The following is a 20,493-nucleotide window of genomic DNA, read 5'->3' on the forward strand; positions in this document are numbered from 1 at the left end:
CACTTAACCCTGGAACGTCCCGCATGGACTCTCACGCCCCGGATCGCGGCGCGCTGGTGCCGCTGGCCTATCACGCAACGGTGGTCGACTACCTGCGTCGCCACGAGCCCGAGGTCTGGCACTGGGCCGGCCCCCGCGCGACCGGCGCCGATCACCGCGAGGCATTGCGCTCGATGCTGCTGCGCGACACCTACCGCATCGGGGCGGACGCGCACGCCGACGTGCACGCGGCGCTGGCCGAGGCGATGGCGCGGCTGGGCATCGACGCACCCGCGACGCTCTACCAGTCTCCGGGCCAGGACATGAACGCCTCGCTGGTCTACGTGCCCGGCGAGATCCACATCGTCCTGCAGGGGCCGCTGCTGGAACGGCTGTCGCCGCCGGAGTTGCTGGCGGTGTTCGGCCACGAGCTGGCCCACTACCTGCTGTGGTCGCGCGACGACGGCCAGTTCCTGGTGGCCGACCGCATTCTGAACGACGCACTGGCCGCGCCCGGCGCCAGCGCCAGCCATCGCGAGACCTGGCGCCGCTACGCGCTGCACACCGAGCTGTTCGCCGACCGCGGCGCCGCCGTGGCCGCCGGCGCGGTGGCGCCGGCCGTGTCGACGCTGGTCAAGGTGCAGACCGGCATGGGCAGCGTGGACGCGGCCGCCTACCTGCGCCAGGCGATGGAGATCGAAGCCCACGAAGCAGGTGCGAGCGCCGCCCACAGCCATCCCGAGACCTTCATCCGCGCCCGCGCGCTGGCGCTGTGGTGGGAGGGCGCGGCCGATCTCGATCCCTGGATCGAAACCCGCCTGCACGGCCCGCTGGCGCTGGAGAAGCTGGACCTGCCCGGGCAGGTCCGGCTGCAGGCGCTGACGCGCGGCTTCCTCGCCCACTTCCTCGCCGGCACGGCGCTGGCGAGCGAGGCGGTGCTCGCGCAGGTGCGGATGCTGTTCCCCGACTGGCGCGACGACGAACCGGCGATCGGCCCCGAAGGGTTGGGGCAGGACGGGGCCGACGACAGCGTGCGCGGCTACCTCAACGCGCTGATGATGGACCTGGCGCTCGCCGACCCCGACCAGCAGGACGCGGCGCTGCTGCGCGCCGGCCAGGTGGCGCAGGCGCTCGGCAGCCTGGAGGCGCTGCAAGGCAACCTGCGCCGCGACGCCGGCTTCGGCAAGCGCGAACTGGACCGCTACCATCGCCAACTGCAACGCCAACCCGACCGCCAACTTGACCGCCAACTGGCCAGGGAGGGCCGGGCATGACTGACAGCACCACCCACGGCCCGAACACGATCCCCGGTACGACCGGCGGCAGGGAGCCGCAAGCGCCGCAAACGCCGCAAACGCCGCACGCACCGCGACCACTGCGCGCCCTGGTCGACGCGCAGGCGGGCGCGGCGCTGCCCACCGACGACGTCCTGGTGCTGGTGCTGCCGCTGTTCGCGCAGGTCGCCGCGCTGCACGCGCAGGGCAGGGTGGCCGCGCTCGATCCCGACAGCATCCTGGTGGACCAGGATGGCGCGCTGCGCCTGCGCCGGCCCGATGGCGAGGCGCCCGTCATGGACCTCGGCGCGGTGCATCGCGTGCAGCCGCATCCGGCCTCGGGCCTGAACATCGTCGGCGCGCTGCAGCTCGGCCACGCCGATGACGGACAGCGTGGCCAGGCCGACCTGGCGCTGCAGCCAGACGCGACGGCGCCGGTCGAGCGCCCGGTCTACCTGCCCGGCCCGGCCAGCTGGGAACGGCTCGTCGGCCACCACGACGAGATCGGCGATGTCTTCCTGCTCGGCATGGTGCTGGCGAGCCTGGCCTGCGGCCTGGACTTCGCCGACGAGGACGACCTGCGCAGCTTCGTGGCGCATCGCCGCAACCTGTTCCTGCTGCACGAGCGCCTGCATCCGATCGTGGCCGCGGTGATCGTCGAGATGACCGAGCTCAACCGCCACGACCGCGCGACCGATGTCGCCGCGCTCGCGACCCGGCTGCGCACGTGGCGCGAGCAGCCGGTCGGGCTGGACGTGGAGCGTGCGCTGGCCGGCACGACCGGCGCCACGCCGCGCCGCGCCGCCGTGCTCACGCACCTGCGCGACCGCCTGTTCGATCTCTCGCGGCGCAACCGCCTGCTGCACTTCCGTCCGACCGCGGCCAGCGTCAACGTGACCGTGGCCAGCGTGCCGCTGATGCTGCAGATCGAAAGCGTGCGGCCCGAGCATATCTGCACCTGGGGCGGACCGTTCGCCGCCGAGCTGGTGGCAGGCAAGCCAGTGTCGCTGCAGCAATGGCTGCGCTTCGACGACCAGCCGTACCTGCCGGCATCGCTGGACCGCCTGATCGCCGAGACCCGCCGCGACCGCGCCGAATACGGCTTCAGCAACCTGCGCCTGGTGGTGGCGTTCCTGCGCTGGCACAACCTGAAGGAGGCGCCGGACGAGCGCATCGTCACGCCGCTGCTGTGGCTGCCGGTGGAGCTGGTCAAGCGCAAGGGCGTGCGCGACCAGTACGTGATCCAGTGCGCGGGCGGCGAGGCCGAGTTCAACCCAGTGCTGCGCCACTACCTGAGCCAGCTGTACGACATCCGGCTGGACGAGACCGTGGATCTCGGCAAGATCTCGCTCGAGGAGATCCATGCCGGCATCCTCGCGCAGATTCGCCGCTCCGAGCCCTCGGTGGAACTGCGCCTCGTCGACAAGGCCGCGGTGCGGCTCGTGCGCCAGAAGGCGCTGCAGCGGATGCAGCAGTTCCAGCGCCGCAGGCCGGGCACGGCCGCCGCGCGCACCGGCGGCTGGCTGCCGCCGTACAGCTATGCGCGGGACGACTACCGGCCGCTGGGACGCGCGCTGTTCGAGCATTGGGTGCGGCCGAGCGCGCTGCCGCAGCGCTTCGAGGCCGGCGCCGCGCCAGCAGCCGGTCCGCGCCAGCCGCACATGAGCAGTCCTGCCGCGGCGGAAAGCGAAGAGCGCCAGGGCTACGTGCTGGAGGCGTCCGAAGGCCACCGTTATGCCTGGGACCTGGACCTCACGCAGGTGACGCTCGCCAACTTCAACTACCGCAAGATGTCGCTGGTGCGCGACTACGCGCAGCTGCTGGACCAGCCCGGCGCCAACCCGGCGTTCGACCGCGTGTTCTCGATCGATCCGCGCGACGTGGAGACGGCAGCGCCCGCGCCGCTCGCACCGGCCGAGCAGTGGAACGTGGTGGCGGCCGACGCGACGCAGAACGCCGCGGTCGGCCTGGCGCGCAGCCAGCGCAGCTTTATCATCCAGGGCCCGCCGGGCACGGGCAAGTCGCAGACCATCACCAACCTGATCGCCGACTACGCCGGACGCGGCAAGCGCGTGCTGTTCGTCTGCGAGAAGCGCGCCGCGCTCGACGTGGTGTTCCATCGGCTCAAGCAAAGCGGGCTGGACTCGCTGTGCTGCCTGATCCACGACTCGCAGACCGACAAGAAGGCCTTTATTGCCGACCTGCGCGCCTGCTACGAGCAGTGGATCGCGCAGCCGCACGACGGCGACGCGCTGGCGGCGCGCCGCGCGCAGGTGGCCGGGGCGCTGGCCGCGCAGCAGCAGCGCATCGATGCGTTCGAGGCGGCGATGGCCGCCGCGCCCGAGGCGCTCGGCGACAGCGTGCGTGCGCTGCTGCGCCGCGTGGCCGGACTGCCTGCGGCGCCGGACGTGGGGCCCGCCATGCGCGAGCGCCTGCCGGCGCTGGCCGCATGGGACCGGCAGCGCGATCTCGCGCAGCGCGTGCACCGCGCGATGCGCGAGCGCTTCGGTCTCGACAGCCTGGCCGCGCATCCGTTCGCGCGCCTGACTGCGCAACTGGTGGCCGACGAGCGCGCATACAGCCGCGCCGAGCAGCTTTGCCAGGACACCGAGGCACTGTTCGATGCACTCGACCCGCTGCTGGACAGTACCGCGAGCCTGACCGGCCAGGACACCAGCCTGGAACAGGCACGCGCGATCGCCGCCGACAGCCAGTGGCTGCTCGACACGAGCCTTGCCGCACACCTGGACCTGCTCGACCCGGCCTCGCCGGCGCAAGCCGCGCTGCGCGAGATCCGCGCCGACCTGGAGACGCGCGCGCAGGCACTCGCCGACGCGCAGGCCGCAACCTCGAACTGGCAAGACAAGCTCAGCCCCGGCGATACCGGATCGGCGCTGGCGCTCGTGCGGCGGCTGGAGCCGTCGTTCGCGCGCTGGCTGCAGCCCGCATGGTGGCGCCTGCGCGGCGAACTGAAGCGCCGCTATGACTTCGGCAAGCACGCCGTCCATCCGGGCTACGGCAAGGTGCTGGAAGCGCTGGCCGCCGAGCACGCCGCGAGCGCGGCGCTGGCGGCGGCCGATGCCGACAGCCGCCGGCGCTACGGCGTGAGCGAGATGCAGGCCTTCCTGCGCGCGCTCGGCGAACTCGAGCAGCGCCTGCAGTCGGGCGCAGGCCCGCGCGAACTGGTCGCGCATCTGCGCCAGTCTGTCGATCCGGTCGCGGCGGCGCGCGCCGAGGCCGGTGCGCGCGAGGCGCTGGAGACGCTCGCGCAGCGCGTGCGCGACGGGCTGGCGCTGGCCGCCGACGCGCGCCTCGGCGACATCGCCGAACTGCTGCGCGACCTGCGCGAGGCGCTGGACGACCTGCCCGACCTGTTGCCGCTCTTGCGCGCGGTGCACGCGGGCGACCCCGCCTGCGCCGCCACGCTGCAATGGCTCGACCATGCGCCGGCGCAGCTGGAAGCGCTGGTGGCCGACGAGGCGCTGCGGCGTCTCGCGCGCGAGAACCCGGTGCTGGCGCGCATCGGCGGCGCGGCGCTGGCGCAGGCCGCGCGCGCCGTGGCGCAGGCGCAGCGAGAGCTGCTCGCGCTGAACGCCCGGGTGGTGCGGGCCACGCGACACCAGCAGTTCGCCGAGCACGTGCGCGTGTCTTCGCTGTCGGCCACGATGCTGGACGCCGACGGCAAGGCGTTCAAGAAGCAATACGCCACGGGCCGCCGCGAACTGGAGCACGAGTTCGGCAAGAGCATGCGCCACCGCTCGATCCGCGATCTCTCCGACGACGAGACCGGCATCGTCATCAACGACCTGAAGCCGATCTGGCTGATGAGTCCGCTGTCGGTGTCCGACACGCTGCCGCTGTCGCCGGACCTGTTCGACGTGGTGATCTTCGACGAGGCCAGCCAGATTCCCACCGAGGAGGCCGTGCCCGCGCTGAGCCGCGCAGGCCAGGTGGTGGTGGTCGGCGACGAGATGCAACTGCCGCCGACGAGCTTCTTCACGGCCGGCGGCGCCGAGGGCGACGGAGAGATCGTGGTGGAAGAGGAGGGCGAACGCATCGCGATCAACCTCGATTCGGACAGCCTGCTGAACCAGGCCGCGCGCAACCTGCCCGCGACGCTGCTGGCGTGGCACTACCGCAGCCGTCACGAGTCGCTGATCAGCTTTTCCAACGCCGCGTTCTACGACGGTCGCCTCGTCACCATCCCCGACCGCGTGCTGGAACGGGCCGAGGACGAGGCCGCGCCGTTGCGCTCGGACCAGGAGGATGCCGGCATCGCGGGCGCGCAAGCGCTGCTGGCGCGCCCGCTCAGCTTCCACCCGCTGGCCGACGGCGTCTACGCGGACCGCCGCAATGCGCCGGAGGCGAGCTACATCGCCCGCACCGTGCGCGAGTTGCTGCGGCGCGAAACGGGTCTGAGCCTGGGCATCGTCGCCTTCTCCGAGGCGCAGCAGGGCGCCATCGAGTCCGCGCTGGAGGCGCTGGCCGCCGAGGACGCGGACTTTGCGATGCGCCTCGAGCGCGAGTACGTGCGCGAGGACGACGACCAGTTCAACGGCCTGTTCGTCAAGAACCTGGAAAACGTGCAGGGCGACGAGCGCGACGTCATCATCCTGAGCATCTGCTACGCGCCCGGGCCGGACGGCAGGATGCTGATGAATTTCGGCCCGATCAACCAGCGCGGCGGCGAGAAGCGCCTGAACGTGATCTTCAGCCGTGCGCGCCATCGCATGGCGGTGGTATCGACGATCCAGGCCGAGGCGATCACCAACGTGCACAACGACGGCGCGGCCGCGCTGCGCGCGTTCCTGCAGTTCGCGCAGGCCAGCGCGCGCGGCCAGTTCGAGCGCGCCCAGTCGGTGCTCGGCGCGCTGACCCCGGGCGCGCGCGATGCCTTCACGCGCGAGGCCAGGCCGGACAGCATCCGCGACGCACTGGCCGAGGCGCTGCGTGCGCGCGGCCACCAGGTGCACGCCAACGTCGGCCGCTCGCAGTTCCGCTGCGACCTGGCCGTCGCCGATCCGTCGGGGCAAGGCTACGCGCTGGCAATCCTGCTCGATACACCGTCCGAGGCGGTGACGGACTCCGCCGAGCGCTATGTGTTCCGCCCCGGCATCCTGCGCAGCTTCGGCTGGCGGGTACTGGACATCCCGGGCAAGGACTGGCTCGACGACCGGGACGCGGTGCTGGCCCGCATCGAGGCCATGCTGGCCGATGGCGAGGACCGTGCGCTGCACGTGGAGGTCGGAATGCCGGCGCCGTCGACGCAGCCGGCCGCGGTGCAGGGCGCGGCGCCAACGGCCGGGGCAGCCGAGGCGGCAACGCAAGCCCGGACGGACGCGGCGACGGCGTCGGCGGCGCAAGCGGAGCTGGTGCGCGCGCTGCGCTTCGAGCAGGGCACGTCGCGCAAGTTCTGGCGCGCCAGCGTGCGCGGGGCGGAGCTCTGCGTCACCTATGGCCGCATCGGCAGCGCCGGACAGACCAGCGTGAAGGCGTTCGACAGCGCCGAGCGGGCCCGGCGCGAGATGGACAAGCTGGTGGCGGAGAAGCTGCGCAAGGGCTACGTGGAGGCGTAGCCCCGAAGGGGTAGCGCTACGCCGGCAACCCCGTCAGGATGCCGGTGAGGTCATCGTCGGCAGCCTCGGCCTCCACGCAGGCGAGTACACGGGCCTCGACCTCGCCAAGGTGGCCGATCATCGCCGCGACGGCCCGCTCGGTGGCGCCGGCGGCGAGCGCGGCGACGATCTCGCGGTGCTCGTCGGGCGCGCAGTGGCTGTCCGCCTTGGCTTCGTAGAGCGCGACGAAGAGCTGCGTGCGCGCGATCAGCCGGCGCAGGATGTCCGTCACTTCCGGGTTGTCGAGCAGCTCGGCCAGGCGCAGATGGAAGGCGCCGGCCAGCCGTACCGACTCTTCCCGGTCGCCCCGGCGCCAGGCCGCTTCCTCGGCCGCCACGTGGGCGGTCAGTGCGTCCAGCGCGGCCGTTCCGCGCGTGCCGGCGAGCTGCGCGCCCAGCACCGCGACCAGTCCTGCTTCCACCACCTTGCGTACGCCATAGACTTCCGATACGTCCCGGGCGGACGGCTGCGGCACGAACGCCCCGCGGTTCTGGCGCAGGTCCAGCTTGCCTTCCTGCCCCAGCAGCGCCAGCACCTTGCGCACCGCCCCGCGGGTGGTCTTGAACATCTCCGCCAGGTTGCGTTCGCGCAGTGCGGTGCCGGGGCGCAGCTTGCCGGACAGCAGCGCGCCCGAGATGGCGCGGTAGAGGCGCTGTTCGGCGTCGTTCTGTGTGTCGTGCGGCGTGTTGCTGCGGGCATCGCTCCCGATACCGCTTTCCCCGATGCCGTCCCCGGTGCCGCGGCCTGGGCCGTCGTCGTGCCTTGCCGCGGTCACGGGCGCGCCTCTGCAGGGGAGGTTCGGCTGCTACGGAAGGCGGTGCGGGGAGGGGAGCTGTTCATGGTCGATGCGCGTTGCGGGCTGGGGTCGGTGCGGCGGGCAGGCGCAAGAAGGGCCGCCGCCGGCATGCCTGCAGATTATTCTTGCCTTCGCCGCTATCGTCAACCAGAATGGTCAACCAGAATAACTAAATATGGTTAACCAAAATAGTGCAGATGGCGCACCAAAAAGGAGGGCCATGCACCGCTGCGCGATACTTCGAGCCGCTTCCAACGTTTGACTTCCACCGGACCATGCCGACCATGCCAGCCATGCCGACCGAGCGCGAGCCCGCTCCCGAATTCGACCTTGTCTTTCGCAACGCCACCCTCCTCAGCCCGGGCGACGGTCCCGCCGAGCGGCGCGACGCGGTGCTCGGCGTGCGCGACGGCGCGATCGCCTTCATCGGCCAGGCGCTGCCGCAGGGCGCACGCGCGGCGCGCACCATCGATGCCGCGGGCAAGGTCATCATTCCCGGCCTGATCAATGTGCATACGCACGCGATCCTGTCGATGGTGCGGGGCGTGGCGGCCGATGCCGGCTTCGCGCCGTCCTATACGCCTGGCATACCGAAGGGCACGCAGGTCAACGCGGCGCAGGCGCGCGCGATCGCGCGGCTCGGCGCGCTGGAGGCGCTGCTGTTCGGCTCGACGCTGATCGGCGACAACTTTGTCCATGCCGACGTGACCACCGAGGCCATGGCCGGGCTCGGTGTGCGGCTGGCGCCGAGCTGGCGCATCCACGACGTGGATTTCGCCCGCGTGGCCGACGGCCATTGGGAGTACGACCCGGCGATCGGCGCGCGCACCCTGGGCGCCGCGCTGGACCTGGCCGAGCGCTGGGCCGGGCACCCGCGGGTGCAGGTGCAGCTTGCCGCCCATGCCGTCGATACCTGCTCCGACAGCTTCCTGCGCGAGATCGCCGGCCTGGCCGCCGCGCGCGACATGCGCGTCAACATGCACCTGGGGCAGAGCCAGGTCGAGGTGGAGCGCGTCAGGGCGCGCACCGGCCGCACGTCCACCGAGGTCCTTGACGACACCGGCCTGCTGACGCCGCGCCTGATGGGCGGGCACTGCATCTACCTGAGCGAGGCCGACATGGCGCGCATGGCGCGCGCCGGCGCGCATGCCGTGCACATCCCCAAGTGCAACGCCACCTCCGGCCGCCTGGCGCCGACGCCGGCGCTCAAGCGCGCCGGCATCAATATCGCGCTGGCGACCGACACCCAGCACGCCGACATGATCGAGCTGATGCGCTGGGCGCTGGTCACCGCGCGCGTGCAGGAAGGGGGCGTTGCCGATGACTGGCAGCCACACCATGTGTTCGAGATGGCCACGCTGGGCGGCGCGCGCGCGCTGGGCCAGGCGCATCGCCTCGGCAGCCTCGAGGTGGGCAAGCGCGCCGACCTGGTGATGCTGGACTTCCGCCGGCCGCACCTGGTGCCGCTGGTCAACCCGCTCGGCAACCTGGTGCATACCGGCCAGGGGCGCGACGTGGAGATGGTGGTGGTCGACGGCGAGATCCTGGTCGAAGGCGGACTGCCCACGCGCGTGGACATGGACGAGGTCTGCCGCGAGGCCGAGCAGGCCTGCCGCGAGCTGTGGGCCGATGTCGGCCGCGCCTACTGGGAGCCGGCCGCCTGAGCACGGCCGGCCGCCATCGATTGCATCACGAGGTGATATATCCGTGCGATGGCATGCCTGTTGCGTCAGGGCAGGGACCACGCAACCACACTTTCCGTTCAGAGGTGACACCCATGCATTTGCCGCGCCGTGTTTCCCGCCATGTTTTCCGCTGTGTTTCCCGCCATATCGTCCGTTCCTTCGCTTGCCTGGCCATGATCGCGCCGCTGCTGGCGGCCGGCCCGGCGCAGGCCGCCGCACAGGCCTATCCGACCAGGACCGTGCGGCTGGTGATCCCGTTCCCGCCGGGCGGGGCCGCCGACACTTTCGGCCGCATCGTCGCCGACAAGCTCGGCGCAGGCTGGAAGCAATCGGTGCTGGTGGAGAACCGGCCGGGCGCGGGCGGGCAGATCGCCACCGAGTACGTCGCCAAGTCGGCGCCGGATGGCTACACACTGCTGCTGGTGACAGTCGGGCACGCCGTCAACCCGAGCCTCTATCCGCGCCTGCGCTACGACACCGAACGCGACTTCACGCCCGTGGCCATGCTGGCGACGCTGCCGAGCGTGCTGGCGGTCAACGCCGGCGTGCCTGCCAACTCGCTCGCCGAACTGATCGCGCTGGCCAGGCAGCGGGACGGCAAGCTCACCTTCGCCTCGGCCGGCAATGCCTCGACCAGCCATATCGCCGGCGCGCAGTTCGCCAGCCTGGCCCATATCAACCTGATGCACGTGCCATACAAGGGGGCGCCGCCTGCGCTGGCCGACCTCGTCGGCGGGCAGGTGGACCTGATGATCGATCCGGTGGTGTCGTCGCTCGGCTATATCAAGGGCGGCAAGCTGCGCGCGCTGGCGGTGACCTCGGGCAAGCGCCTGCCGGCGCTGCCCGACGTGCCGACCATGGCCGAGGCCGGCCTGCCGGAGTACCGGTTCTCGCCCTGGTTCCTGGTGGTGGCGCCGGCGGGCGTGCCCGCGGACATCGTGCTCCAGATCAACCGCGACCTGGCCGCGGTGCAGGCCATGAGCGACGTGCGGCAGCGCTTTGCCACGCTCGGCGCGGAGCCCGCCGGCGGCTCGCCCGCCGAGGTCGGCGCCTTCCTGCACAAGGAGATCGAGCGCTACGCGAAGATGGTGCGCAGCGGGAAGCTGGCGGTCGAATAGGGCATGGGGCGCGGCCTCCGCACGCCCGCGGAGGGCGCCATGCCGGGAGCGCAAGCGGACCATGGGCCATCCAAACCTTCGGCCGGCACGCTGTGGCCGGCCATTTTCTGAGAGCATGGCCCCTGAGGCATAGAATATTGGTTTCGCGATCAGTACAAGAGACCATGCACCGCACCGACGAATCACTTTCGGAGCAGGAACCGGCAGCCATCCACGAACCCCGACTTTGGCGAGACAAGGGTTGGACTGCCCGAGTGATCAAGAACGAGGATGGCGACGGCTGGGCTGTCGAAATGATCCGGGATGGCAGCGCAGAACCGGCGCTGGTCGGTCCCTGGACCATGGGACGCAACAAGGTCGATCCGAAGCCGCTCGATGCCACGGCTCACCAAACGCTGGTCAAGACCGCCACCGAAGTCATTCGGCGGCATGAGCAGCAACTGCACGCGCAACTCAACAAGCAGACCAGCTTCGACACCGAATCCGGAGCCGTCACCGTGAAGCTCGTCGTTACGCCGGATGAATTCGAGCCTTTCGGTACGCTTACGGCGGTGGATCCCTTCGGGGATGTGATTGCGACCGTCAAGGTATCGCCAGATTTTCGCCTGACGCGGGACAGCGCCGCCCGCTGGGCGGCTGATGGCTATGGCAAGGTTCGCTGACGTCGCACACGGTTCCCCGGAGCGGCCAATAGCCGTTGCTGGAGATTGGTAAGGCACCTGCAATGCCGCCTCCTGGTCAGCCCCCTGGCTGGAAGCGATTGGCGAGTTCTTCGACGATCGAGGCCTGTAGCCTGTCGCGGGAAACCTTGAGTGGATCACGATCCGCGGTCGATGCCATCCAACGCTTGAAGTCGACAAACGCGCTTGGACTGATCGTTGTCATCCGAGCCATCCGTCCGGTGACGGAAACGATGGGCGCCGAGAATGGCGCTGATCCGAGCAAGACATTGGCGCGTCGCGCCTGGACAGCCCGGAGGGCATCTTCATCGTCGGTCAGTTGAAGCGGGTGGGGACCTGAAGGATGGATACGAGGATGTCTGGCGCTCGTCCGACGCGGACCGCGCGGTTCAGCCGCCTCCGATCGGCCGGGCACCGCCAGTCCCTGTCCCCTGACCATAGGAGGTGACATGTCCGAGGCATTTACCACCTTGTTCTACCTCCTCGTGGGCCATGCGCTCGCCGACTACCCCCTGCAGGGTGACTTCCTGGCCAATGGGAAAAACCGCAACACGCCCCTCGGCAAGGTTTTCTGGCCACATGCCTTGTTCGCCCATTCGATGATCCATGGCGGATTCGTCGCCGTGATCACCGGCCATGTGTGGCTCGGCATCGCCGAGGCGGCGATTCACGCGGCCACCGACTGGCTGAAGTGTGAGAAGCGGATCTCGTTGCGCTTGGACCAATTCGTGCACTACGGCTCCAAGGTCGCGTGGGCGCTCATCACGTGGTGGATGGCATGACGCGTCTCGATCCTGGATCGCCAGCCTTGAACAATTGCCGTCACGCATGCTCGTGCTTGCGCCGCTCAATTGCCGAAGCGGGCCGGATCGTACGGCCGGGGATCCACGTAAGGCGTCTCGCCGTCGATCAGTTCGGCGAGCAGCCGCGCTGTGGCGGGGCCGAGGGTAAAGCCCTGGTGCGCATGTCCGAAGTGGAACCACAGGCCCGGATGGCGCGGGGCCCGGCCCACTACCGGGCGCATGTCGGCCACGCAGGGCCGCGCGCCCAGCCAGGGGGTGTCCTCGACGGGGGCGCCGAGCTCCACCAACTCGCTGGCATGGCGCTCGGCCCGCAAAAGCTGCACCGGCGTGGGCGGCGCATCGTGGCGGGCGAATTCCGCGCCCGTGGTGAGGCGCAGGCCCCGCTTCATCGGCGCCAGCAAGAGGCCGTTCTCGGTATCGAGCAGCGGCAGCCTGGGCATCGCCGGGGCCGCATAGTGGCGGTGGTAGCCTCGCTTCACGAACAGCGGAATCCGGTATCCGAGCGGCCGGGTCAGCGCCGGCGTCCACGGGCCCAGCGCAATGACCGCATGCTGCGCCGTGACCACGCCGTCGTCCGTTGACACACTCCAGCCGCCGCCGGCAGGCCTGAGCGTACTGGCGTCGCCGCGGCTGAGGATGCCGCCGGCGTTCTGGTAGCAGGCGGCATAGCGGTGGACCAGCTCGCCGGGGTCGGCGACGGTCCACGGATCGCGCCAATGGACCGCGCCGGCCAGTGCCCCGTGCAGGGCCGGCTCCGCGGCGGCGAGGGCGGTGCCGTCCAGGATCCGGCAATCGAGGCCGTGCTCCCGCGAGAGCGCTGCGGCCTTTGCCGCCTCGCGGTCGAACGCCGCGCTGGTGCGGTAAGCCTGCAGCCATCCCTGCTTGCTGACCAGGTCCTGCGCGCCCGCCAGCGCGATCAGGCGTTCGTGCTCGGCCAGGCAGTGCCGGATCAGCGCGCTGTATGCAGTGACCGTCGCCGCATAGCGGCCGGGTGCCGATTCGTGCCAGTAGCGGACCAGCGCCGGCAGCAGGCCGGCGAGCGCCCGCGGATGGTAATGGACATCGTTGCCCTGGCGCGCCATCACCCGCAGCACCGCAGTCCACTCGCGCGGGAAGGCATAAGGCTGCACCGCCTCGCGCTGGATGATGCCGGCATTGCCGTAAGAGGTTTCACGGCCGGGTGCCTGCCGGTCGACCAGCACCACCGTGTGGCCGCGCTGGCGCAGCGCCAGCGCCGTGCAGACGCCAATCATGCCGGCGCCGAGTACCAGGATGTCTTTGCTCATGCGGGGGGTCTGCCTTTCCTGCAACGTTGATCCGATGCCCCGATTCTGCAACGCCGGCGTACGGGGCGGAACTGGCATCGGCAGCAATGGATTGAATTCCCGATTGCTTCTTCGGCCATCGATTCGCACTTGCCCTGTCGATCACTTACCCGCATCGATGCGCATGATGGCTTGCGCCAGGTGCCGGACGAAGGCGCGGCCCGCGGGCGGCAGGTTGCGTCGGGCCAGCGTCCGCTATTCTTCACCACTAAGCTGCTCGAGGCGCCGCCGGAAATCTCGAGGAGATTCGCCTGTTTCACGTTTGAAGAACCTGGTGAAGTAGGCCGGATCTGAGAAGCCGATGGCGTATGAGAGCTCGCTGATGGACATCGAGGTGTACGCCAGGCTCCGCTTGGCCTCGAGGAGCAGGCGTTCATGTACAAGGTCCAACGCCGACTTCTGCGCAATGCGGCGGCACAGAAAGTTGAGATGCGCAGTAGTAATGCCAAGCTCCCTGGCATAGCGGTCCAACGCGTAGTGCTTATCCCACCACTGGTCCAGCAAGTCGGTGAAGCGTAGATAGAGCGGGTTATCTTTCACTCCGCGCGCACCTTGCGGTCGGCACTGCTGAATTTTCCTTGCCAGCAGCACGATAACGGTGGAGAGCAATGACTCCACCAGCAGGTGCCGGTGCGGTGCGCCACCCCGATACTCGCGAACGAAGGCAGAAAATGCGGAGGCAAGGCAAGTGCTGTCTTCGTCGCTTCCTACGGTATGCAGGAATGGATGGGAGAACCAGCCTGGCCCGCCCTCCATTGTCTGTGCCAGTCTCACGACGAACGGATAGGCGACGGTCACGACGTAACCGATGGCGTCAGGGCTGAACTTGAAGCCATGGACGAAATTTTGCGGAACGAGGAGCATTCGTCCGCTTTCCATGTCGCTCTCCTCTCCATCCAGGTGGAGTTGCGCGATGCCTCGCTGCAGATAGAGAACCTGCAGCAGACCAGCGTGCTGGTGCGGCTTGATGTGCCAGTCGTGAAGTCGGCTCCGTGCCTCAATAGACTCGCAATGCATCATATCCGGCATGGGCCAGACCTCCTGTTCGCCGTAGAGCATGTAGATGGGGACGCGCGGGCTTTTCATGTTCCTCCTCCGTTTCCGATCCTGGCGGCGGTTTCCCGAAGAAGATAACTCCTGTCGGGGCAGTCAGCAGTGGCATGTTCGAAAAGTACAAGTGATTGCGTCGAATGTGCAAGTCGAGCGTCCTGACGAACGGGACAGTCTGCCTGCATGCGCACTTGAAAGTCATTTCCAGGTCGTTGGTATAGCCACGAAAAGTACAAGTTTTTGTCTTGATCGTACATTCCGGTTGATGGTCCCGGGTGCAAGAATTCACCAGCACACAAGAGGCTGCGTCCCCCTCGGATCCGCATCGAATGCAGGTCATCTGCATCTGCCGCGCGATCGATACGCAAGCCGTAATGATTAATACAGCCGGAGACATCTGTGCGCACCCAGGTAGGCATCATTGGCGCGGGCCCGGCGGGCCTGCTGCTATCGCAGCTTTTGCATCTTGCAGGTATTGAGTCCGTCGTTCTTGAATCAAGAAGCCGGGACGCAATTGAAGCCACGATTCGGGCTGGCATTCTCGAACATGGAACCGTCGATCTGATGGAGCGCATCGGAGCTGGGGAGCGCCTGAAGCGCGAAGGCTTCCGCCACGACGGCATCCATTTGCGCTTCGACGGTCAGACGCGGCGCATCGATTTCCCCGAGCTGACTGGCGGCAAGTCGGTGTACCTGTATCCGCAGCATGAGGTCATCAAGGATCTTGTGGCGCTTCGTCTGCGGTTGGGCGGCGACATTCGCTTCGCGGTAAGGAACGTCACGCTCCACGACCTCGAAACAACCGCGCCGCGGCTAAAGTACGTGAATAGCCAGGGCGCCGCGGAAGAAATTCATTGCGACTACATCGTTGGCTGTGATGGTACCAACGGTGTATCGAAGCCCAGTATCCCAGAGGGCAAGTTGAAGACCTACGAGAAGGTCTATCCGTTCGGTTGGTTCGGCATTCTGTGCAAGGCGCCTCCTTCATCGGACGAGTTGATTTACGCCCAGCACCAACGTGGATTTGCGCTTGCATCCACCCGGTCGCCGGAAATTCAACGTATGTACTTCCAGGTCGACCCCACAGAGAAGGTTCAAAACTGGTCGGACGACCGCATTTGGGCCGAGTTCCGCGCACGCCTGGAAACCAGGGATGGCTGGCTACCTGCGGAAGGACCGATCTTCAGCAAGGTCATTGTAGGCATGCGGAGCCTGGTGACGGAGCCGATGCAGTACGGCCGTTTGTTCCTCGCGGGAGACGCCGCACATGTGGTCCCTCCTACCGGCGCAAAGGGGCTCAATCTCGCAGCGGCGGACGTTCAGGTTCTGGCGAACGGCTTCGAAGCGTTTTACCGCCGCGGCAATTCAGAGCCGCTGCTTCGCTACTCCGACATGGCGCTGAAGCGCATCTGGAAGGCTCAGCGATTCTCCTGGTGGATGACGTCGCTGATGCACCGCGCCCCAGGCGACGACGACTTTCGCTATCAAATGCAAATGGCCGAACTCGACTACGTCACGAGTTCTCCGCTCGGCGCTGCATCCCTCGCAGAGAACTACGTTGGCCTGCCGATGCAGTACGCATCGTAGACCCAGCTTCCCGATTTCCATCTTTCAGAGCATTCCTTCGAGAGGGAGGGAGTGCGCTCATTCGTACAAGATGAACCGCAGTTCACCTAAAAAGCAGGCATACGCATAGCGAACATAGAGTCAAAAAAAGACCGAGTTCCATTCCATGTTGTTATACGGAGAGACATCGTGCCCCCAAGCCAGAAATCAACCGCGAGCGCCGCGGTAGATGTGCAGGCGGTTATCAATAACCACCCGTTTTCCTCGTTTCAGTGGTTCGTCTTCGCCATGTGCTTTGTCATCGTGCTGCTCGACGGCTTCGACACGGCAGCCATTGGCTTCATCGCACCATCCCTGATCGCTGAGTGGGGTATTGGCCGGCCCGCGCTTGCGCCGGTGCTGAGCGCGGCCCTGTTTGGCCTGGCGGGGGGTGCCCTCGTCGCCGGCCCGCTTTCAGACCGCCTGGGCCGCCGGGTGATGCTCATCATCTCCGTCGGGATCTTTGGCGTTGCCTGTCTGGCATCCGGTTACGCGGGAACGCTCACTCAGTTGACGATTCTCCGGTTCATTACCGGCCTGGGGCTTGGGGCAGCCATGCCTAACACTGTGACGCTGATGAGCGAGTTCTGCCCGGACAAGCGCCGAGCCGCAATCGTGAATCTGATGTTCTGCGGTTTCCCGCTGGGCGCAGCCTTTGGTGGATTCCTGGCGGCCTGGATGATTCCGACCTTCGGCTGGCGCAGTGTTCTCCACCTTGGCGGCGTGGCACCGCTGGTTCTTCTGGTGTTCCTTGTGATTCTGCTTCCTGAGTCGGTTCGCTACATGGCTGCAAAGAGGAAATCGCAGGCGAAGATTCGCCAGACGCTTGAGCGCATCGCCGGCACGCGCGTCGAGGCGGCTGAGTTTGTCGCTATCGAGCCTGCTGAAACCGCCGGCCAGGCAGGGATCCGCGTGGTTCTGTCCCGCAAGTATGCCGTTGGCTCTGTCATGCTGTGGGTGGCCTACTTCATGGGCCTGGTCATTTTCTACGCGTCGATCAACTGGATGCCCATCCTGCTGAAAGAGGCGGGCCTGACGCAGAAAACGGCCACGCTCATCTCGGCACTGTTCCCTCTGGGTGGTATCGGCGCTGTGCTTTGCGGCGTCCTGATGGACAAGTTCAACGCCAATCGCGTCATCGCCATCTGCTATGCGTTGACTGCAATCTCCGTGTACGGCATCGGACAGGCGGTTGGCAATGTGGGCCTGCTGGTATTGGTCGTCTTCCTCGCCGGCGTGCTCATGAACACGGCGCAGTCCTCGATGCCAGCACTTGCCGCGGCATTCTATCCGACTGCCGGCCGCGGTACTGGCGTCGCATGGATGCTGGGCATTGGTCGCTTTGGCGGGATTGCAGGTTCGTTCCTGGTAGCCGAGCTCGCCCGCCTGCATGTCGGGTTCACCGGCATCTTCGCCATCGTGGCTGTTGCCGGCCTCATATCCTGCATCGCGCTGACCATTAAACAAGCAGCAAATCCGAGGGCGTCAGCAGCGCGCTTCAACTCGAGCGAAGCCGTCGGCCACTAATCGCCCAGCTTCTTCCGCGGTAGCCTAAGCCTCTGATTCAAAAAAGAAATTGATCGACGGGCAGGGCAGCGGTGGCCGTGCAGGCTGTTGCGCAATGGCGCCAGCGATGTGTTTGCATTCGCACTACGCCACTTCCCGACCTAATATAGCCATGCCATGGGCGGCACGGGGGGCTACCTATGATGGTCGGTCTGGCGGTCTTGCCATGTTGACGCGCAGGGCTTTCCTGCTTGGCGGCGCGGGCGCTGCCGGTGCGCTGGTGATCGGATGGGCGTGGCTGCCGCCGCGCCAGCGGCTGGCGGGCGATCCGCCGCCGGTGCGCGACGGGCAGTTCGCGCTGAACGGCTGGGTCAAGGTGGCGTCCGACAACACCGTGACGGTGGTGATGAGCAAGGCCGAGATGGGGCAGGGCGTGCATACCGGCGCGGCCATGCTGCTGGCCGAGGAGATGGAGGCCGACTGGTCGCAGATCCGCGTCGAGCCGTCGCCCGTCGACAACCTGTACAACAACATCGAGGGCGTGGTCACTAACCTGCCGTTCCGGCCCGACGACAAGGGGTGGCCCAGGCGCGCCGCGGAATGGTTCACGCGCAAGGGCGTGCGCGAGGTGGGCATGATGTTCACCGGCGGCTCCACCAGCATCAGGGACCTGTGGCATCCGATGCGCGAGGCCGGCGCCGCCGCCCGCATGATGCTGTGCGCGGCAGCGGCGAAGCAGTGGGACGTCAAGGCCGAAGAATGCCGCGCGCAGGCCGGCAAGGTGGTGCACCCGTCGGGACGCAGCGCCACCTTCGGCGAACTGGCCGCGGCTGCCGCGCGCGAGGCTTTGCCACGCAAGGTGGAACTGAAGGACCCGGCCAGCTACAGGCTCATCGGCACCCGCGCGGCGCGCCTTGATGCCCCTGCCAAGCTCCACGGCAAGGCCAGTTTCGGCATCGACGTGGTGGCGGATGCGATGGTCTACGCCAGCGTGCAGATGTGCCCGACGCTGGGCGGCAAGCTGCAGGGCTCCCCGCCGGACGACGTGAAGACGCTGCCCGGCGTGCTCGACGTCGTCCCGCTGCCTCCGTTCCCGGGCGGCAGCGGCGGGGTGGCGGTGATCGCCAGCGATGCGTGGATCGCCATGCAGGCGGCGGAAAAGGTCCAGTGCAAATGGGACGAAGGAGAAGCGGCGAAGCTGTCGAGCGACGGCATCCGCGACACGCTGGTGAAGGCGCTCGACGCCTCCGGCCCGCGCGTCTGGCACGAGCATGGCGACGGGCGCGCCATGCAGCAGGGCAAGCCCGGCATCCAGGTCTTGTACTCGGCGCCATACCTTGCGCATGCCGCGCTGGAGCCGGTCAACTGCACGGTGCTGGTCGAGGACGGCCGCGCCGTCGTGTGGGCCGCCACGCAGATGCCCGGGCTGGCGCGCCGCTGCGTGGCGAAGACCCTCAAGCTGGACACGGACCAGGTCGAACTGCGCCAGCTATCCATCGGCGGTGCCTTCGGGCGCCGGCTGGAAGTCGATTTCATCTGCCAGGCGGCCGCCATCGCCGCGAAGCGCAAGGGCGTGCCGGTGCAGACGATCTGGTCGCGCCCCGAGGACATGCGGCATGACTTCTACCGTCCGGCCAGCGTGTCGCGCTTTGAGGCGTGGCTGGACGGGAACCGCAAGGTCATCGCCGTGCGCAATATCTCGGCCAGCCAGTCGGTGCTGGAGAGCACCGCGAAACGCAACTTCGGGCTGCCGGACATCTTCGTGTCGCGGCTGGACAAGTCGACGGTGGAAGGGGCGTTCGACCAGGCTTATGACTGGCCGGACGTGTGGGTCGGCCACCAGAGCGTGGATCTTGCCATTCCGGTCGGCTACTGGCGCTCGGTGGGGCACTCGCACCATGCCTTCTTCATGGAGAGCTTTGTCGACGAGCTGGCGGCGGCGGTCGGCAAGGATCCGCTCGACTACCGCTTGAGCCTGCTCAGGGATGAGCGCCAGCGCGCGGTGCTGGAGCAGGCAGGGAAAATGTCGGGCTGGGGCCAGCCCTTGCGCAAGAAGCCCGGCGTGGTGAAGGTGGGGCGCGGGGTGGCTCTGCACGAGTCGTTCGGCAGCGTGGTGGCGCAGGTCGCCGAGGTGTCGGTGGACAGCGCGGGGCAGGTCCGCGTGGATCGCGTCTTCTGCGCCATCGATTGCGGCATGCCGGTCAACCCGACCCTGATCGAGCAGCAGGTAGAGGGCGGCGTCGTGTTCGGGCTGTCGGCAGCGCTGTGGCAGAAGATCACGCTGGAGGCAGGCAAGGTGAAGGAGGACTACTACACCGCGTTTCCGGCCATGCGCCTGCGCGATTGCCCGGACATCCAGGTGCACGTCATGCCTTCGACGGGCCCGCCACAGGGCGTGGGCGAGTCCACCACGCCGCCGATCGCGCCGGCGGTGGCGAACGCCTTGTTCCAGGCGACCGGCGAACGCCTGCGCGACCTGCCGTTGCTGAAGACCCTGCCGCCTTCCGGAGCCTGCGATGCCAGACCAACAGCTCAGTGTCAACGGTAAGCGCGTCGACATCCGCTCTGACGGCTGCACGCCGCTGTTGTGGGTGCTGCGCTGCGAGCTGAAGCTGACGGGCACCAAGTTCGGCTGCGGCGTGGGCGTGTGCGGCGCCTGCGCGGTGCATGTCGACGGCAAGATGCTGCTGTCGTGCCAGCACCAGGCGAGCGAGATGGCAGGCAAGCGGATCGTCACCATCGAAGGACTCGACGGCCCCGAGGCGAGCGCCCTGCGGGCGGCCTGGCTCAAGCACGAGGTCGTGCAGTGCGGCTACTGCCAGAGCGCGCAACTGATGGCAGCGAGCGCGCTGCTCAGGCGCACCCGCAATCCGAAGGAAACCGAGATCGTCGACCAGATGAGCTGCGTGCTCTGCCGTTGCGGCACGTATACGCGGATCAGGCGGGCCATTGCGGCAGCCGTGGAGATGTTGAGAGGCTGAGGCAGCATCGCTGCCGACAGTCGCGCGTGGCCGCAATGCCGTGCAGACGAGCTGGAAGTCTTGGGGAGGACGGCGA

The 20,493-nt window shown here is 68.0% G+C and carries 14 protein-coding genes; 10 read left to right on the forward strand and 4 right to left on the reverse strand.

What is annotated here, in order from left to right; all coding sequences use genetic code 11:
- Window positions 1–23 precede the first annotated feature (23 nt).
- The gene (locus JTE92_RS20945; RefSeq protein ID WP_063238827.1) at window positions 24–1,253 is read left to right on the forward strand and encodes a M48 family metalloprotease; all 1,230 of its coding nucleotides are present in this window, start codon (window positions 24–26) and stop codon (window positions 1,251–1,253) included.
- Window positions 1,250–6,829: an AAA domain-containing protein gene (locus JTE92_RS20950; RefSeq protein ID WP_198065743.1), complete on the forward strand. Its 5,580-nt coding sequence runs from the start codon at window positions 1,250–1,252 to the stop codon at window positions 6,827–6,829. The genes JTE92_RS20945 and JTE92_RS20950 overlap by 4 nt, the downstream gene beginning before the upstream one ends.
- Before the next feature lie 16 nt (window positions 6,830–6,845).
- Here the strand turns inward: JTE92_RS20950 and JTE92_RS20955 are convergent, their stop codons facing one another.
- Complete coding sequence (locus JTE92_RS20955; RefSeq protein WP_063238826.1) at window positions 6,846–7,643, reverse strand: GntR family transcriptional regulator; 798 nt, start codon at window positions 7,641–7,643, stop codon at window positions 6,846–6,848.
- A gap of 296 nt (window positions 7,644–7,939) precedes the next feature.
- On the opposite strand from JTE92_RS20955, the gene JTE92_RS20960 reads away from it, so the two are divergent.
- The 3 genes from JTE92_RS20960 (at window position 7,940) to JTE92_RS20970 (ending at window position 11,129) form a co-directional block, all read left to right on the forward strand.
- Window positions 7,940–9,328 (forward strand): amidohydrolase family protein, encoded by a 1,389-nt coding sequence (locus tag JTE92_RS20960; RefSeq protein WP_232353284.1) that lies wholly within the window; start codon window positions 7,940–7,942, stop codon window positions 9,326–9,328.
- Between the two features lie 113 nt (window positions 9,329–9,441).
- Window positions 9,442–10,467: a tripartite tricarboxylate transporter substrate binding protein gene (locus JTE92_RS20965; RefSeq protein WP_232353287.1), complete on the forward strand. Its 1,026-nt coding sequence runs from the start codon at window positions 9,442–9,444 to the stop codon at window positions 10,465–10,467.
- Window positions 10,468–10,631: 164 nt separating this feature from the next.
- Complete coding sequence (locus tag JTE92_RS20970) at window positions 10,632–11,129, forward strand: hypothetical protein (RefSeq protein ID WP_063238824.1); 498 nt, start codon at window positions 10,632–10,634, stop codon at window positions 11,127–11,129.
- A 76-nt stretch (window positions 11,130–11,205) separates the two neighbouring features.
- On the opposite strand, the gene JTE92_RS20975 is transcribed toward JTE92_RS20970, so the two are convergent.
- Window positions 11,206–11,598: a GSU2403 family nucleotidyltransferase fold protein gene (locus JTE92_RS20975; RefSeq protein ID WP_306431153.1), complete on the reverse strand. Its 393-nt coding sequence runs from the start codon at window positions 11,596–11,598 to the stop codon at window positions 11,206–11,208.
- Here JTE92_RS20975 and JTE92_RS20980 point away from each other — a divergent pair.
- Window positions 11,597–11,929 (forward strand): DUF3307 domain-containing protein, encoded by a 333-nt coding sequence (locus tag JTE92_RS20980; protein ID WP_063238823.1) that lies wholly within the window; start codon window positions 11,597–11,599, stop codon window positions 11,927–11,929. The genes JTE92_RS20975 and JTE92_RS20980 overlap by 2 nt on opposite strands.
- A gap of 65 nt (window positions 11,930–11,994) precedes the next feature.
- On the opposite strand, the gene JTE92_RS20985 is transcribed toward JTE92_RS20980, so the two are convergent.
- Together JTE92_RS20985 and JTE92_RS30525 are read right to left on the reverse strand one after the other, a co-directional pair.
- On the reverse strand, window positions 11,995–13,236 hold the full coding sequence (locus JTE92_RS20985; RefSeq protein ID WP_063238822.1) for an NAD(P)/FAD-dependent oxidoreductase: 1,242 nt from the start codon (window positions 13,234–13,236) through the stop codon (window positions 11,995–11,997).
- 234 nt (window positions 13,237–13,470) lie between these two features.
- A complete protein-coding gene (locus tag JTE92_RS30525) occupies window positions 13,471–14,361 on the reverse strand; it encodes a helix-turn-helix domain-containing protein (protein ID WP_063238821.1) in 891 nt (296 codons plus the stop codon).
- A 363-nt stretch (window positions 14,362–14,724) separates the two neighbouring features.
- Here JTE92_RS30525 and JTE92_RS20995 point away from each other — a divergent pair, with 363 nt between their 5' ends.
- The 4 genes from JTE92_RS20995 to JTE92_RS21010 all read left to right on the forward strand — a co-directional run bounded on the left by JTE92_RS20995 (window position 14,725) and on the right by JTE92_RS21010 (window position 20,417).
- Window positions 14,725–15,912: a 4-hydroxybenzoate 3-monooxygenase gene (locus JTE92_RS20995; protein ID WP_063238820.1), complete on the forward strand. Its 1,188-nt coding sequence runs from the start codon at window positions 14,725–14,727 to the stop codon at window positions 15,910–15,912.
- A 168-nt stretch (window positions 15,913–16,080) separates the two neighbouring features.
- Window positions 16,081–17,457, forward strand: a complete 1,377-nt coding sequence (locus JTE92_RS21000) for an MFS transporter (RefSeq protein ID WP_063238819.1) — start codon at window positions 16,081–16,083, stop codon at window positions 17,455–17,457.
- A 205-nt stretch (window positions 17,458–17,662) separates the two neighbouring features.
- Window positions 17,663–19,984, forward strand: a complete 2,322-nt coding sequence (locus JTE92_RS21005) for a xanthine dehydrogenase family protein molybdopterin-binding subunit (RefSeq protein ID WP_063238818.1) — start codon at window positions 17,663–17,665, stop codon at window positions 19,982–19,984.
- Window positions 19,953–20,417, forward strand: coding sequence for a (2Fe-2S)-binding protein (locus JTE92_RS21010; protein ID WP_063238817.1), 465 nt, complete (start codon window positions 19,953–19,955; stop codon window positions 20,415–20,417). Before JTE92_RS21005 ends, JTE92_RS21010 begins: the two co-directional genes overlap by 32 nt.
- Window positions 20,418–20,493: the final 76 nt, after the last annotated feature.

Origin of the sequence: Cupriavidus oxalaticus, from assembly GCF_016894385.1 — a bacterium.
Lineage (GTDB): Bacteria > Pseudomonadota > Gammaproteobacteria > Burkholderiales > Burkholderiaceae > Cupriavidus > Cupriavidus oxalaticus.